Annotated in this window: 11 protein-coding genes and 1 riboswitch; of the genes, 6 read left to right on the top strand and 5 right to left on the bottom strand. The window is 34.3% G+C overall.

Going from position 1 to position 16246, the window contains the following annotated elements; translation table 11 throughout:
• Positions 1 to 53: 53 nt before the first annotated feature.
• Complete coding sequence (locus OIU83_RS09590) at positions 54 to 2564, bottom strand: glycine-rich domain-containing protein (RefSeq protein ID WP_264206035.1); 2511 nt, start codon at positions 2562 to 2564, stop codon at positions 54 to 56.
• Between the two features lie 427 nt (positions 2565 to 2991).
• On the opposite strand from OIU83_RS09590, the gene OIU83_RS09585 reads away from it, so the two are divergent.
• The 4 genes from OIU83_RS09585 to OIU83_RS09570 all read left to right on the top strand — a co-directional run bounded on the left by OIU83_RS09585 (position 2992) and on the right by OIU83_RS09570 (position 9528).
• The gene (locus OIU83_RS09585) at positions 2992 to 4476 is read left to right on the top strand and encodes a glycosyltransferase (protein WP_264206034.1); all 1485 of its coding nucleotides are present in this window, start codon (positions 2992 to 2994) and stop codon (positions 4474 to 4476) included.
• 353 nt (positions 4477 to 4829) lie between these two features.
• A complete protein-coding gene (gene acnA / locus OIU83_RS09580; RefSeq protein ID WP_264206033.1) occupies positions 4830 to 7607 on the top strand; it encodes an aconitate hydratase AcnA in 2778 nt (925 codons plus the stop codon).
• A gap of 128 nt (positions 7608 to 7735) precedes the next feature.
• A riboswitch (cobalamin riboswitch) is annotated at positions 7736 to 7970 on the top strand.
• Positions 7971 to 8400: 430 nt separating this feature from the next.
• A complete protein-coding gene (locus OIU83_RS09575) occupies positions 8401 to 8964 on the top strand; it encodes a Crp/Fnr family transcriptional regulator (RefSeq protein ID WP_264206032.1) in 564 nt (187 codons plus the stop codon).
• Between the two features lie 174 nt (positions 8965 to 9138).
• Entirely contained in the window at positions 9139 to 9528 is a 390-nt protein-coding gene (locus tag OIU83_RS09570; protein WP_264206046.1) for a RidA family protein, read from the top strand.
• Positions 9529 to 9667: 139 nt separating this feature from the next.
• Here the strand turns inward: OIU83_RS09570 and OIU83_RS09565 are convergent, their stop codons facing one another.
• The 3 genes from OIU83_RS09565 to OIU83_RS09555 all read right to left on the bottom strand — a co-directional run bounded on the left by OIU83_RS09565 (position 9668) and on the right by OIU83_RS09555 (position 11624).
• Positions 9668 to 10357: a DUF4397 domain-containing protein gene (locus OIU83_RS09565; protein ID WP_264206031.1), complete on the bottom strand. Its 690-nt coding sequence runs from the start codon at positions 10355 to 10357 to the stop codon at positions 9668 to 9670.
• A 34-nt stretch (positions 10358 to 10391) separates the two neighbouring features.
• Positions 10392 to 10838: a DUF2141 domain-containing protein gene (locus OIU83_RS09560; RefSeq protein WP_264206030.1), complete on the bottom strand. Its 447-nt coding sequence runs from the start codon at positions 10836 to 10838 to the stop codon at positions 10392 to 10394.
• A gap of 147 nt (positions 10839 to 10985) precedes the next feature.
• Positions 10986 to 11624 (bottom strand): GNAT family N-acetyltransferase, encoded by a 639-nt coding sequence (locus tag OIU83_RS09555; RefSeq protein ID WP_264206029.1) that lies wholly within the window; start codon positions 11622 to 11624, stop codon positions 10986 to 10988.
• A 172-nt stretch (positions 11625 to 11796) separates the two neighbouring features.
• On the opposite strand from OIU83_RS09555, the gene OIU83_RS09550 reads away from it, so the two are divergent.
• Positions 11797 to 12936, top strand: coding sequence for a patatin-like phospholipase family protein (locus OIU83_RS09550; RefSeq protein ID WP_264206028.1), 1140 nt, complete (start codon positions 11797 to 11799; stop codon positions 12934 to 12936).
• Positions 12937 to 13078: 142 nt separating this feature from the next.
• Here OIU83_RS09550 and OIU83_RS09545 read toward each other — a convergent pair whose 3' ends face one another.
• Positions 13079 to 13237, bottom strand: coding sequence for a hypothetical protein (locus OIU83_RS09545; RefSeq protein ID WP_264206027.1), 159 nt, complete (start codon positions 13235 to 13237; stop codon positions 13079 to 13081).
• Between the two features lie 517 nt (positions 13238 to 13754).
• Between OIU83_RS09545 and OIU83_RS09540 the strand changes: the two genes are divergently transcribed.
• Positions 13755 to 16199, top strand: coding sequence for a glycoside hydrolase family 2 TIM barrel-domain containing protein (locus OIU83_RS09540; RefSeq protein ID WP_264206026.1), 2445 nt, complete (start codon positions 13755 to 13757; stop codon positions 16197 to 16199).
• Positions 16200 to 16246 lie beyond the last annotated feature (47 nt).

The raw sequence follows: 16246 nt of genomic DNA, 5'->3' as shown, positions 1-16246 counted from the left end.
TCTTTATGGGATCTGTTATAATAAAAGAAAGTGCCTTTTTTAGCAATAGTTATTTAAAAAATAATTTTATTGGTATAATCCAGTCCTTCAGCAGTTAGAACATTAACTAGTAAAACCTGATTAATAGGAGGTAGGTTTTCTATGTTTGCGATGGTTCCGTTTACATTTTTTGTTTCATAAATTAATTTTCCTGAGATATCGTAAATTTTTATTTGTTTGATATCAGAAACACCGGAATTAACTACGATATGTTGGCTGTCATTTTTATAAACAATACAATTTTCAGGATTTCCAGTTTTTGGAATATTCAGCGTTTTGTTAGTGTACCTAAGGACAAAACGATCATTAAAAGTTCCTTCTATTGTTGTAAAGGTATAATCGGATACTCTGAGATCATGGATAATGTTGAGTACTTTATCTTCGAGATAAATAGCCTTGTTACTCATTAAGCCATCCAGATTATCGATACCTATTTTTAAATCTCCTATTAATGTTGTTTTATAACCTAAAGGAACAATATCTTCATTATTAAACGGTAATGCGCGACCTTGTATGCTTAATTCCCTGGTATCTGCAATAGAGTAGAAAGAAACATAATTTCCACCAAAGAAATCTCCATCATATCCCCAGTCAATCTCATTTGTTGCATTTTCAATATAACCAATGAGAGTTTGGTTAAAAGCACCTTCATTATTTGTAAGATTCAACCAAATACGGTTTTTTTCTGCGGTTGCTCCATCCTCTGCAGAATTAGCTTTATTGGGTTTAAAAAATAGATGGTTGAAATTATTCACACGCATAGCGTTGCTAAAAGTTATTGTAGCCGCACCATTGGAAATTCCTCTTACAAGAAAAGATTGTCCAGACGCAAAGTATTTCGTTGGCGTTTTAGTTATAAGAGTGGTATTATCCATCTTGTTTGCAGTTCGTATAGCACCAGTAAAATTATAAGCAGCATAATCGGAAGCGGTATAATTTCCAGTAGCACTTATTGGAGAATTATGCGTCCATAAGTATGCAGTACCATCAAGTTTTGTATTGTTTAATAATAAAAACTGTTCAATATCGATTGCAGAGGGATAAGGATTTCCGACTAAATTCCATTTATCTTCTGCAGTACTTCCCATAATATTATAATTGATGGTTCCATTATTTGGTTTACCTATAAAGATGCCATCTTCATAAGGAACAACTTCTGAGGGATCCCACGAAAAAGTATATGGCGCCCTGATGATATATCCTTTCCCGGGAATCATAATTTCTGTACCATTCATGTTTACGTCCCATGACTGGGTTATAGCATTCCAGGAATGGTATTTATCGGGTAAGGTATTGGGAACTAGGTTATTTAATGTGAAGTTGGAATCGTAGGTTACTGGAGATGACCAGTAAGTATAATCGAACCGGTACATGGGTTGCGTATGGCGATGGATAGAAATATTTCCAGAATTATTCTTAACGCTATATTGCTGAACAAGACTTGCATTGTTATTGATAATTACTGTACCATTATTTTCCAATTGATTATAAACATTTACATAATCAGTATTTATTGCGTTTCCAACAGTCAATTTTTTTCCAGCATTTACCTGGCAAGAACAAGCTGTAAAACTACCATTGGTTGTTGTATTATAATCTCCGTTGATAATTGCTTTTTTGCAGCCTTGCGGATCACCATTGGACCATGCTGAGCCATTCCAGGTTGTTTCTAGTGTTGCTTGACATGCGTATTGCTCGTAACTGATTCGTACTAAACCAGGAGCACCATTTCCTCCCGTATAAAATTGTTGAGCTAGGAGTAAACCTCTTCCAGCACCACTTCCGCCGCCGCCATAATTACTTCCGGGATTACCATTGAAACCTCCTAATAGGCTAAGTAAACCCCCATCGGTACCAGTTCCTCCAGTTCCTCCATTATCTACCCTTGCAGCTCCAGCGGTAGTTTCTACAGCATTGTTACCAGCGCCAATGCTTCCGGCACCACCACCGCCAGCACCAGAGCGGTAGGCTAAAGCAATTATAATTGTATAAGATGATCTGGGGCTCCCGTTACCTCCCGAGTATTTCGTTTGTCCTACAGATGCTGAGGCTAGTCCTCCGGGAGCAGCAGTAATTATATTCTCTGTTAAACCAGAACCGCCTTTTGCCATGACAAGCGCTGCATTTCCAAAATAAGAATCTCCTCCATTGGCTGTTGTTCCTGTACCTCCGGATCCTATTGCAATATTATAAGCTTCTCCGGGTGTTACGCATATTAGGGAAGTGGCATATGCTCCACCGCCGCCACCGCCGCCGGTATCGACTGCATTTATAATATTACTCCCTTTTCCGCCTCCGCCCCAGCATTCTACTTTAAGCGAAGTTACCCCAATGGGGACAGTGAATACTTGATTTGTAGTATAGGAGTTCGTAATGACCTGTGATACTACTGTTTTTGGAATTGAAAAAATGAAGATTAGAGTAATGATAAATTTTGTTGTGATGGGAAAAAAAATGTCTTTTCTCATCGTTTTCTTCTTTTCCCGAAGAATAGGTTTTGATGAAAGATTGTAGGGATTTCTCATAAGTTTTTATTGGGGGGTTATCTTGCTAAAATATGAAATAATTCTCGTTTTGAGATTGAATAAGTTAAATTATTGATGGATTTAATGATAAAAAATCGCAAATAATCATTCTTATAAAGGGCTGGATTCGCATTTTTATCTTGTGATTACAAAGGATATCATAGGGTTAAGAATCGTTTTAATAAGTTCGAAAAAACAACTATTGGTTGTGTAAAATGTATACGTAGTGTATAAAAAATACACACTACGTATACACAAAAACAACCCTAATTACCTTAATATCTATTAAAAGCCATATTGGCACAAGGCTTGCTAATTGGGAAGTTATCAATTCCTACCGACAATTTTTTTAATTAGAAATGGATTAGGCGAAGGAACAGATTTTAGATAAAAGCCTTTAAAATAGAAATTCAATAGTAATACAAGCATGAAAACGGAAACAATTATTTCAAAACAATTATATTCTTTAAACGATAATACACGCAGTATCGAAGATTCTTTAAGTCGTTCCATTTTTCGTATTAATAGTAAATCATCAAAAAAAGTAGTCGACAGACCTTCAAGTCCATTAGGGTTTATTGTCCTTATCGGTACTTTTATAGCAATGATTGCAGGAGCTTTTTTAGTTTACAAATTGCAATCAGATTTTGATCAGTTTCATATAGAAAGGATAAATTCTACTTGGGGTTTTCCATTTCTTGTTTTAACGGCTATATTATTCGTTTTCCAGACAGGCGTTTTTCTATATAATTTGTTCTTGTATTTACGTTACAAGCCGATTCCATCGGTTACCGATGATTTATTGCCTACTTGTACAGTTATTGTTCCCGCATATAATGAGGGCAAACTAGTTTGGGATACTTTATTGAGCCTCGCAGATAGCGATTATCCAGAGCAAAAATTACAGATTCTTGCTATCGATGATGGTAGTAAAGATGATACTTGGTACTGGATGCAACAAGCAAAAATAAAATTGGGTGATCGTTTGTCTATATATCAGCAACCAGTGAATAAAGGAAAACGTCATGCGCTTTACCGTGGATTTGAATTGGCTACAGGTGAAATTTTTGTAACTGTAGACAGTGATTCAATAGTAAAACCAGATACTTTAAGAAATCTGGTTAGTCCATTTGTTGTTGATGAAAAATGTGGTGCTGTTGCCGGAAACGTTCACGTTCTGAATAATAAAAAAGCAATACTTCCTAAAATGTTGAACGTAAGTTTCGTAATGAGTTTTGAATTCATGCGTTCTGCCGAAAGTATGTTGGGTTCTGTATTGTGTACTCCAGGTGCTGCTGCAGCTTATCGTAATACTGCTGTATTTGAGTGTCTTTCGGAATGGATTAATCAAACTTTTATGGGTGAACCATCAGACATTGGCGAAGACCGTGCAATGACAAATATGATATTGAAACAAGGATATCATGTATTGTTTCAAAGAAATGCTTACGTACTTACGAATGTGCCTGAAGAATATACTGGTCTGTATAAAATGTTTATAAGATGGGGTAGAAGTAATGTGCGTGAGAATATTATGATGGCAAAATATGTTTTCAAGGATTTTAGAAATGAATCTAAATTTGGCGCGAGACTTTTATTCGTAAACCAATCGCTAAAAATTGTTATGGCTTTTCCTTTCTTGATATTTATGTTGTTTTTTATAGTAATACACCCGTTGTTATTTTTAGGTTCTACACTTTTAAGCATACTAATTGTATCTAGTTTTCCAGTTTTATTTTATGCTAAAAGATATAGTTTGGCCGATGCATTCTGGGCATATTCTTATAGTATTTTTTATACTTTCAGCTTATTCTGGATTACTCCTTATGCAATTATTACAGCAAATAAAAGTGGATGGCTAACTCGAGGTTTATCTGAAAAGAAAATAGATAAAGTAGCTTGCGAAATATAAAGGTTTAGAATAAAACTTAATTCATCATATAAGTTTTGAATTATAGTTGAGAACATAATTTTAAGTATCCAGGAGGAATCAATATTTGATTCCTCCTTTTTTTTAGCTTAAACGGAACTCACATTTCTTGATATGATTTAGAAAAAAAATAATTCACTTTTTTGCCTAATAAACTATAGGTTTTAAATAACTGAATTTGGCTTATAATTTTGAATATAGAAAAGTTTTATGATTTTTATAATATGCCCCTTATGTAGAAAAAGATTGAAATTGCTTACCTTTATTTGAGTTTCAGGATCATTGTTGCTTATTAAAAAAGGTAACTATTAATTGTAAAACAAAATTTCACTGCTATGCAAAATGACATTTATAACATTAAGAGACTTTTGAATACCAAAAACGGAACATTTTCTTATTATAGTCTGGTTGAAATGAAAAATCAGGGTTTCGATATAGAGAAAATGCCGTTCTCAATTAGAATACTTTTAGAGAATGCGTTACGTAATTTTGATGATTTTGCTATTACGAGAGAAAATGTAGAAACCCTTCTTAACTGGAAACCCGAAGCTTCGGATAAAGATATTCCATTTAAGCCTGCACGGGTTCTTATGCAGGATTTTACAGGTGTTCCTGCAGTTGTAGATATTGCTTCTTTAAGGGCAGAAGTAGCCAGAAGAGGTAAAAATCCAGATGAAATAAATCCCCTTATACCGGTAGATCTTGTAATTGACCACTCGGTGCAGGTAGATTATTTTGGTACCGAATATTCCTATTCACGTAATATGGATGAAGAATATAAACGCAATGGCGAGCGCTATCAGTTTTTAAAATGGGCGCAACAATCGTTCAGTAATTTTAGTGTCGTTCCTCCGGGTATGGGAATCTGCCATCAGGTTAATCTGGAATATCTTTCGAAAGGTGTAATTGAACGTAATGGCGAAGTTTTTCCCGATACGCTGGTAGGAACCGATAGTCACACACCGATGGTAAACGGTATAGGTGTTATTGCATGGGGTGTAGGTGGTATCGAAGCCGAAGCTGCTATCTTAGGACAACCTATTTATTTTATCATGCCAGAGGTAATTGGACTTAAGCTTACAGGAAGGATTCCGCTAGGCTCTACATCTACAGATATGGTACTTACCATAGCCGAATTACTTCGAAAATATGGAGTAGTAGGTAAATTTGTTGAGGTTTTTGGTCCAGGTCTTGACAGTCTTAGTGTTCCCGACCGAGCAACTATCGGTAATATGTCTCCCGAATTTGGTTGTACTGTTACTTATTTCCCTATTGATGATAAGACTTTGGAATATATGCGCCTAAGTAACCGTTCTGAGGATCAGTTACAGTTGGTAGAAGATTATTGTAAAGCCAACCTTTTATGGCGTACAGGAAAAGAAACGATTACTTATACAGATGTTCTGGAGCTTGATCTTTCGACTATAGAGCCTACAATTGCAGGTCCAAAAAGACCTCAGGATAAAATATTACTTAAAAATCTTGCACCAACTTTTGTAGATATACTTGATAAAGGTTTTGGAAGAAAGTATTCTAAACCACAAGATCAAATGACACGCTGGTTTGCCGAAGGCGGTAGTTCGCAACCTGCGCAAACCAAAGCACCGATGCCATCGGATACTAAAATTGAAGAAAAAGTAAAAGATGGTATGAAGATGGTTGCTGTAACTGTAGGTTCAGAACAATTCATGCTGTCGGATGGTGCTGTTGCAATAGCTGCAATTACTTCTTGTACGAATACTTCAAATCCTTATGTGATGATTGGTGCGGGACTTGTGGCAAAAAAAGCCAGAGAAAGAGGACTTGATATTAAACCTTGGGTAAAAACATCATTGGCACCAGGATCCAAAGTAGTTACAGACTATTTAACAAAAGCAGATTTATTGGGAGACCTCGAAGCACTTAAATTTCATGTGGTAGGTTATGGTTGCACTTCATGTATAGGAAACTCAGGACCACTGCCAGCACATATTGCAAAAGCAATAGATGATCATGATCTCGTTCTTGCATCGGTATTATCGGGAAATAGAAATTTTGAGGCAAGGATACATCCGCAGATAAAAATGAACTTTTTAATGTCGCCGATGTTAGTTGTTGTATTTGCGCTTGCAGGTCGTGTTGATTTTGATATAATGAACGAACCTGTTAGTTATGATCCCAACCAATTACCTGTTTATCTTAAAGATATATGGCCTACAAATGATGAAATTAATAAGGTTTTAAGCGAAGTATTGTCGCCTAAACAGTATGAGAAAAGCTATGCAACTTTATTTGATGGCAACGATATATGGAAAAAACTTGAAATCCCGAAAGAGAAAATATACGAGTGGGATGATAAATCAACATATATAAAAGAAGCTCCTTTCTTTAAGAATTTACCAGATGAACCCGAAGCATTACAAGATATAAAAAATGCGAATGTGTTATTGTTTTTGGGAGATAGTATTACCACCGATCATATTTCGCCTGCGGGGTCTTATGGCGAAAATTCGGCAGCAGGAAAGTATTTATTAAGTCGTGGTGTAGAGAAAGTAGATTTTAACTCGTATGGATCACGTCGTGGTCACGATGAGGTAATGATAAGAGGAACATTTGCAAATGTACGTATTAAAAATGCTTTGGCAGATAAGGAAGGTGGATATACAAAGTATAAACCTACAGGCGAAGAAATGAGCGTTTATGAGGCTTCGGTAAAATACAAAGAGACCAAAACACCTTTGCTTGTATTGGCAGGAAAAGAATATGGTAGTGGTTCATCAAGAGACTGGGCTGCCAAAGGAACTTTTCTTCTTGGTGTAAAAGCAGTACTTGCCGAGAGTTATGAAAGAATACACAGAAGCAACCTCGTGGGTATGGGAGTATTGCCTTTGCAGTACAAGAATGGAGAAAATGCAGCAAGCTTGGGGCTTACAGGAAAAGAAAGTTTTTCGATTTCTGGAATTGCTAAGGATATAAAACCGCTCAAAGAAATTAATGTTATTGCAGTAAAAGATAATGGTGAAAAAATAGAGTTTACTGTAATTGCAAGACTGGATTCCAAAATAGAAATTGAATATTACAGGAATGGTGGAATATTACAATATGTTTTAAGACAGTTTCTTCAAAAAGCATAATTAAAATTTACACATAGATAAAAAATGAGTTGCCGTATTTGTTATAAATATTTCAACTCATTTTTTTGTTATGGTAGTTTAAAATGTTTTTTCTGCAAATAAAAGCGAGTAAACATAAAGAGTTTATTTATATTTACGGCTGCAATGGTTTAGCTACATTTTTTCGATTGTAGTTAACGAAGAGGGAATCAGGTGAAAATCCTGAGCAAGCCCGTTACTGTAAATTCCATGCTACATTTTAACAGATTTGATGCTTTTTAAGCCTTCAAAATCTAATCTTTTGCCACTGCATTTTTTTTAAATGTGGGAAGGCTGATTAAAATGGGAATAAGTCAGGAGACCTACCACTGCTTATAATTTCAGACTCTCGAGGACTAGAGTTTTGATGCAAACACAAATATCAAATTAATATTTGATTTCAATTTTTCCGTTAATAGCTATTTAGTTAAATAGATTATTTTTTTATGCACTTGTGTAAACATAGGTGTTGTTTACTACGTTGTGGATTGTTCATGTACGTTTTAAGATATGTTCAAATTGTCATAGAATATAACAGTTGGTTATATTTTATAACTAATTTTTAATGGATATGTAAACGAAACGATAGCAGGAAAATTCTTTTAATATCGACAAAATTCACCCCAAAGATTTAAATTAGAGAAATTCGTGGCGAAAAAAATAAGCCAGATTTATAATGCTTAGAATCGCTTAGAAAGAACTTTTTATTTTGATTAACCAAGTAATGATTATCGAAAATTTAGGTAATTTTGAAATCTTATCCACTTCTTAATATATGCAGGAAAAACTAAGGCAACATATAGAAAAAATAATACCGCTTAACGATGACGAATTTGCATTTGTATGGTCGCATTTTACCGTTAAAAAGTTTAAGAAACATCAATTTCTTATTCAGGTAGGTGAAGAGGTTAAGTATTCTCACTTTGTGGCTTCGGGACTTTTAAAGCTTGTATATACGGATGATATGGAAAAGCAACACATTGTTTCTTTTGCTATGGAAGAATGGTGGGAAAGTGATTATTATGCTTTTTACACGCAGAGTAAAGCTACATTGTCGCTGGAATGTCTTGAAGATACTGTTGTGTTCTGTCTTTCATTCGAAGATTATAGAAAACTATGCGACGGTCTCCAAAAAATGGAACGTTTCTTTCTTGAAAAATCAAATTTTGGTTTTCTAGGATCACAACGTCGTATAATATCTTTGTTAACGTCCAGCGCGCAAGAGCGTTACGAACAACTTCTTAAGCGATCTCCTTCACTTATCCAGCGTGTACCCAAAAGCCTTCTTGCTGCTTATCTAGGTGTTTCCCGCGAAACTTTGAGCCGATTTTCCCGTTAGTGTGATATATCTCACAATATATTCGTGAGATATGTCAAGACCCAATTTCAGGTGGTTTTTTCAATTTTGTAGTGTGAATTTAAAACTGCAATTATGAAAAAAATGACAAAACTTTTAGCATTACTATTAATTGCTACTATGCCTGTATTGGCACAAAATAAAAAAACTAATAAAATGGAAAAAAGAATCATTAATCCTTGGGAGTGGCAGGATATACGCAGTTATGTGCAAGCTGTAGAAGTAAAAAATGTAGAAAGTACGTTGTATGTTTCGGGACAAACGGCTATAAGTGCCGATGGTATATCGAGTAACGAAGACATGGAAACGCAACTTATTGAAACTATAAAAAACCTGGAGTTAGTTATCTCTCAGGCAGGTTATGATCGTAGTGGTATTGTTAGATTAAATATCTATACAACTTCTACAGCAGAGCTTTGGCCTCATTTTCATATTCTTCAGGACTGGATAGCTAAGCATGATATTAAGCCTACTGTGACTTTGCTGGAAGTAAAAAGTCTTTTTGAGACATTAAAAGTGGAGCTTGAAGCTACAGCAGTAAAATAATAAAATATTATATAATGTAAGAGGCTGTGTTCATTTTAAGAAAGATGGATACAGCCTCTTTTAATACTCTTTAAGTTTAAACTATATGTGATAAATGGTATGACATTTACAATAGTTATATAGTTAATACTCTATTTTTTTAATTATGTGAAATTTGTTTAATCGTATACCCAGATGCGGATGAACCTGCTATATATACCGAATAGATTTTCCCAGAATCAAATGTACTGGATGCCAAAGTAGCAAGATTTTCAGTAAGACCCGTTCCATGCGCTTTTAAAGATAAAGAGCCAGCATTGATTTCGATATAACCGCTTTCATTAAAACGATTTAAATTGGTAGTGATATTGTTTCCGTCAGAGTCTGTGAAATCTATCGAAGCTGGTGCTCCGGCGCTTAAATGAAGAAACTTAACTTTGGCTTTCCCACTTGCAGGAACAGATAAATCATCCTGAAATAATCGAACCTTTGCATCGTCCCGTGATTCCCCTGTTAAATATACCGTATAGTTTCTATTATCACTTAGGTTTAGTTTCTCAGAGGCATACAAATCATTATCATCCTGATCTCTATATTGCGTAACAAGATTGCTTCCCGAACTTACATCATGATAGGATACGGAATTATCTAAATAACTGAGTTTACTAATATAAGGAATGTTTGCCATGATAAATCGTTGAGAACCCGAATTTGGAGCCGCATTTACTACTTTAAGTTTAGAAGTATTAAAGAGGTCTACATTATTGCTGTCACAAGATGATAAGAGCACTACAGCAGCTATAACCATTATAGTTGCATGGATAAATTTATTTACTTTTATTGTTTTCATAATTTTAATTTTTGTTGAATTCTACTTTTTAAGATTACATGTATTTTACTTTGATACTAATTTTATTGTCTTGGTTTTTTATGTCTACCTTGAAGTCATTAAAGGAAGGTTTCTTCATTTTTTCCATAAAGAAGTTCGAAAAACCAAAACCTTCTTTCGGGATACCAAGTAAGTTTTTATTGATTTCACCATTTTCGTTTTCATCATCTATTAGAGTGATGCCACAAATTCCGGGATCTAAGTTGCAGGTTACAGTCATTTTACCTTTAATGATGTCCTTTTTATCAAAAACAAGTTTTTTTAAAACCTTTCCGTTATCGTAGGAATCATTGTTTTTAAAAATGTTCAGTATAATTTTTCCTTTCTCCGATCTAATTCCCGAGATTTCGATTTGCGAATTCTGTGCCCGTAAAATTGGCGAGGTGAGAATGGCTAGAAAAAAAACAAGTATACTGACATAAAATGTGATCATTCTTTTCATAATTTTTTTAGATTAATATTAATTTCTGTGACGAAAGTAGTGGGACAAAAAGTTAAAATCTAAAAAAATAAAATGCAAACGGACATTTTTGAAGGTGAAGCGGTATTGAAGCTAAATTTGCTGTTTAGGTTAAGTAGGTTTTACAGCTTAATTAATAACAACCGAGGTATAAAGGCTGTAAAGTTCCCAGCCTAATGATTGGTAAAATAGTTTGCCCTCCTCTGTGGCAACAAGAAAATTATAATGAACACCATTTGCCAAAGCGATCTTTTCAAGTTCTTTCATTAAGAAACTCGCTAGACCATTTCGACGATGATTAGCTTCGGTTGAAATTCTATCATAAATAGCCAGATCATCCACAAGCACAACACGTCCTATTGAGGCTAGTTCACCATTTTGGCTAACAATTCGAACAACAAAAGTCGAGTTATAGCTCTCGAATTCTAATTTGTATTTTTCGTTTAAATGATCTTTTGGAATAACCATTTTGTGAAAACAAGCCATCATATAACCTTGCGGCAGAATGATCCATTTTTTGGATAATACAGCTTTTAATTCATTGGGAGAAGTACAAACTTTTAAGAAGATGTTTGGTTCATCTATAGTTTTTAATAATTGGATAAAGTCATCATTAAGTTCCTGAAAAACATAGCGCCTTTTTTGATTTTCATAACCTACATCGACCATAAAACCCGATTTGTATTTAATAGGTAAAGGCAATTCTCTTGATAAAGACCAAGCTTTAAGCCATTTCTCTACTATATCCAAAGGAACTTCTTTTTTCATAACACTTAAAAAACTGAATTATAAATGTAAAAAAAAATATTTTGTTATAATCTGGGATGCATAAATTAAAAGGGTATTTCTACTTAGACAGTATTGGATAGTATTTTATAGCTTTGAGTATCAAAAAGTTTACTATTTATTTCGTGAAATATTTAATTATAAATAAAAAGATATGAGCAAGATTTTAATTTTAGCAGTTGATGGAGGTGGTATAAAAGGGATTATCCCCGCTTATTTTCTTTCACAACTAGAGAGTGCGATGAATAATGTGCCTTGTTATCAGATATTTGATATTATAGGAGGCACATCTACAGGAGGTATTATTGCTACAGCTTTGACCTCTCCTATAGTAGATAATAAATTTCCTATGGCAGCATCGGATGTATTAAGTATTTACCAGGATAATGGGGATAAAATTTTTGTTCCCCAAAAGCTTGGTGATATAGAAGTAGCGCATTATTATGGAGATGATGGAAAAGGGAATGGTATAGAGCCTTATTTACGAAGTATATATAATCCTTATACTCTAAATGATGCTAAAAATAATATGACAGATCCTAGTCTGGGAGCAAGAACAAAACACGTTTTTACAACCAGCTACACTATTAATAGTAGTGGAGAGGCAATTACAAATCCACAAAAAGGGAGCGATTACGGTCCTTATTTATTTAATTGGTACGATGCTTCCAATTCGCCTTCGACAGATGATTATCTATTATGGGAGGCAGCAAGAGCTACAAGCGCTGCTCCAACATTTTTTCCTGTTGCCAATGTAGGAGGAGGTATTGGGGAAAATTCACAAGCCAATGAAAGATGGGCGCTAGATGGAGGTGTCATGTCTAATAATCCTGCTGTTTGGGCTATTAGCGAAGCATTTAGAACAGGATTAGCAACTTCATTAAGCGATATAGTTTTAGTATCATTGGGAACTGGTATTTATCCTTCGGGAGCTGGATTGGTCGTAGCCGATGAAGGAGGATTGGATCCTAATAATGGAAATTGGGGAAAGGTTCCCTGGATGGTGAGTGAATTATTTGATTTATCGGGTATTGAAAAAAAGGATGGTGCAATAGTAAATATAATAGGTGAAGCTGTACAGTTAGTATCAAATTTGCAATTATTAGGATTAAAAAATTCAGGATTATTATATTATCGACTTGAGCCAACAATTACATTTGATCAATCTAAAATGGATAATATAGATCCTGATAACATTACATCTCTAGTTACGACAGCAACTGATTATCTTGCCAGTGCAGAAGGAAATAATATTTTTAATGAAATTGTTACTGCGCTTAGTTCTAATCTTTAATGATTAAGTTTTGCTATAGTAACTTATTACGTCGATTATAATCATTTTAACAGATAAAAACATAGATTTTGACACTCAAATAAAACCGATGAATCTATGTTTTATGTGTTAAACAAAACTTCAGGAAGTATACGCAACATTATTAGTTTACCATTTTTACAATCCCAATAAATGTTAATACAATTGCATACGTGATGATTAGTAAATTGCCAGGTGTCATTCTTTTCTTTAGTAAAACTATCTTTTTTAATATTTGGCGGTGTCTGTTATTCGGTTGACTTTCTTGTATGGCTACTTTCATAATAAATTATTTTTTTTACTATGGTGACAAACATAATACCCATAATTTTTTAAATATTTAATCTTTTTGTTTTCAAATAGTTATACTTGATTTGTCTTGTTTCTATATTAAAATAATGCTATCAAAATGATAGTATATTTCTCAAAATGAAGTAGTTTGTCTTTTTCTGGTTTGTCTTAATTCTATTTATTAGAATTGATAATGCTATAAAACGATTATATAAAAAGTCACATCTTAAAGTATCAAAAAATTGAATCTTCAGTTCATTTGATACTCTACTCGGGTGCATTAAACACCATTAAAATGTAAATAATTTTTTTTTTCCTTTAAAAGTAAGTCATGAGAGAAGACCTCTGAAATTACTTTGGACTAAAAGGAAGAAATTAAAAATAATGTCTATTTTTGTAAGTGTTGTTTTTACAATTATCTTGGTATTGAGAATAAGTTTTAAGTGAAAACGGGACACGTAAGGTCTAGTTTCTTATCACCAGGATATTATTAAAAAGTGAAACTGTCAATGATTATTATATTAACCAATAGGTATAAAAATATGCTAAAACATTTATCAATTATCTTATTACTGTGTTGTTTCCTAACTACAACTGCGCAGGAGAGTACTCAGCGAAAGCAATTATTTGATTATGATTGGAATTTCTTTTTAGGAGATGTTCCGGAAGCTAAGAATCCTAACTTTGAAGATAAAGGTTGGCGTAAACTAGATTTACCACATGATTGGAGTATAGAAGGCAAATTAAGCGCAACAAACCCGACTGGAGGTGCTGGTGGATATTTTCCTGCGGGAATTGGCTGGTATCGAAAATCATTTAATATTCCTTCTACATGGAAAGGCAAACAGGTTTCTATTTATTTCGAAGGTGTTTATATGAATTCGGAGGTATTCATCAACGGAAAATCTCTGGGGGTGTATCCATATGGGTATTCATCATTTAAGTATGATCTTACGCCTTACTTAGATTTTAATAAAGAAAATGTTCTTTCGGTTAAAGTAGATAATTCTAAACAACAAAATAGTCGATGGTATAGCGGTTCCGGAATTTACCGACATGTGTGGATGATTATAACCGATGAGGTACATATTGTGGATCATGGTATTGGGATTACTACACCCGAAATTACACCAGAGAAAGCAACAACACATATTACGATTAAGGTTAAAAATGAAACAAAAACTACACAACAAATTAGTATTAAAACACAGCTTTTTGATCCTAATGCCAAAAATGCAGGAGCTAATGAAACCAGTATAGAACTTCCGGCGGATAGTGAAAAAGAAATAGAGCAGGTTGTAACAGTATCAAATCCATTATTATGGAGTCTTGAAAATCCACATCTTTATCAGGCTCAGGTACAAATTTTAAAAGGGAATAAGGTAATTGATGTTACCAAAAATAGCTTTGGTATACGATCAATAAAATTTACTGTAGAAAATGGATTTCAGCTTAACGGAAAAACGGTAAAGATTAATGGTGGTTGTGCGCATCATGATAACGGAATTCTAGGCGCTGTAGCGTACGACAGGGCAGAAGAAAGGAAAGTCGAATTAATAAAATCTGCAGGATTCAATGCGGTACGAACGGCGCACAATCCTCCATCTGAAGCTTTCCTGGATGCCTGTGACAGATTAGGACTTTTGGTAATGGATGAATCATTTGACGGATGGAAGGAAAGTAAAACAACACATGATTATGCAACACTTTTTGATAATTGGTGGCAACGCGATTTAGAATCGATGGTATTGCGGGATCGAAATCATCCAGCCATTATTATGTGGAGTATAGGCAATGAAATTATAGAAAGAAAGAAACCTGAGGCAATTGAAACAGCCAAAATGATGGTTGATTGTGTTCATAAATTAGATGCAACACGTCCCGTAACTTCTGCCATGACCACCTGGGATGCCGATTGGGAAATATTCGATCCCTTGTTTGCAGCTCACGATATCGGAGGGTATAATTATCAATTACATCGTGCCCCTTTAGACCATAAGAGGGTTTCTTCGAGAGTTATTGTTCAAACAGAATCATATCCAAGAGAGGCTTTTTCTAATTGGAAATTGGTACAAAACAATAGTTATATTATTGGGGATTTCGTTTGGACAGCGATGGATTACTTGGGAGAATCTGGTATTGGTCGTTCGTTTTATTCTAATGAGAAACCAGGTGAACATTGGGAAGGAGATTTCTTTCCTTGGCATGGCGCATATTGCGGAGATATTGATTTACTTGGATGGAGAAAACCAATATCGCATTACCGAAGTATGTTGTATAACGATGACGAAAAATTATATTTGGCTGTTCGTGAACCAAATCCGGAAAAATTAGAAATTAAAGAAACGATGTGGTCTGTTTGGCCCACATGGGAAAATTGGAACTGGAAGGGGTATGAAGGAAAAAATATAGAAGTTGAGGTATATTCCAAATATCCAAAAGTTAGGTTGTACCTAAATGATAAACTCATTGGGGAGCAAGAAACAACTGTAGAGCAGGAATTTAAAGCTAAGTTTGCGGTACCTTATACTTCGGGAAAATTAAGAGCTGTTGGGATAATAAAGGATAAAGAAGTAGAAACTAAAATACTGCAAACTTCAGGGAATGCTGCAAAATTTATGCTAAAAGCAGACCGTACAACTATCCTTGCCAATGGTCAGGATTTATCATATATAACTGTTGAAGTAAGTGATAAAGATGGAAATCCGGTGCCAAACGCAGATAATCAATTACAATTTAATATAGAAGGAAACTCAGGAGTAATCGCAGCAATAGGAAATGCAAATCTGCAAGATGTTAATCAATATACTGGCACTACTTGCAAAGCTTGGCATGGACGCGCGCAAGTTGTTATAAAAAGCACTAAAAAAAATGGTAATATCAAACTTAAAGTTAGTGCACCTGATCTTGAAGATTCTTTTATAATTATCAAAGCATTAAAATCAAAATCATAAAAATTTAATTTGTATTTATTTGATAACTATTGATTTTATGTGAGGCA

It is taken from the genome of Flavobacterium shii, from assembly GCF_025847235.1.
GTDB lineage: Bacteria > Bacteroidota > Bacteroidia > Flavobacteriales > Flavobacteriaceae > Flavobacterium > Flavobacterium shii.
Note: the sequence above shows the minus strand (reverse complement) of the source record. Positions and strands in the feature narration are given on the sequence as shown.

Bases quoted from the DNA above. Each gene is read 5' to 3' on its own strand.
- OIU83_RS09570 (WP_264206046.1), top strand. From the start codon at position 9,139: ATGGAAAAAAGAATCATTAATCCTTGGGAGTGGCAGGATATACGCAGT.
- OIU83_RS09585 (WP_264206034.1), top strand. From the start codon at position 2,992: ATGAAAACGGAAACAATTATTTCAAAACAATTATATTCTTTAAACGAT.
- acnA (WP_264206033.1), top strand. From the start codon at position 4,830: ATGCAAAATGACATTTATAACATTAAGAGACTTTTGAATACCAAAAAC.
- OIU83_RS09560 (WP_264206030.1), bottom strand. From the start codon at position 10,838: ATGAAAAGAATGATCACATTTTATGTCAGTATACTTGTTTTTTTTCTA.
- OIU83_RS09550 (WP_264206028.1), top strand. From the start codon at position 11,797: ATGAGCAAGATTTTAATTTTAGCAGTTGATGGAGGTGGTATAAAAGGG.
- OIU83_RS09565 (WP_264206031.1), bottom strand. From the start codon at position 10,357: ATGAAAACAATAAAAGTAAATAAATTTATCCATGCAACTATAATGGTT.
- OIU83_RS09590 (WP_264206035.1), bottom strand. From the start codon at position 2,564: ATGAGAAATCCCTACAATCTTTCATCAAAACCTATTCTTCGGGAAAAG.
- OIU83_RS09555 (WP_264206029.1), bottom strand. From the start codon at position 11,624: ATGAAAAAAGAAGTTCCTTTGGATATAGTAGAGAAATGGCTTAAAGCT.
- OIU83_RS09545 (WP_264206027.1), bottom strand. From the start codon at position 13,237: ATGAAAGTAGCCATACAAGAAAGTCAACCGAATAACAGACACCGCCAA.
- OIU83_RS09540 (WP_264206026.1), top strand. From the start codon at position 13,755: ATGATTATTATATTAACCAATAGGTATAAAAATATGCTAAAACATTTA.
- OIU83_RS09575 (WP_264206032.1), top strand. From the start codon at position 8,401: ATGCAGGAAAAACTAAGGCAACATATAGAAAAAATAATACCGCTTAAC.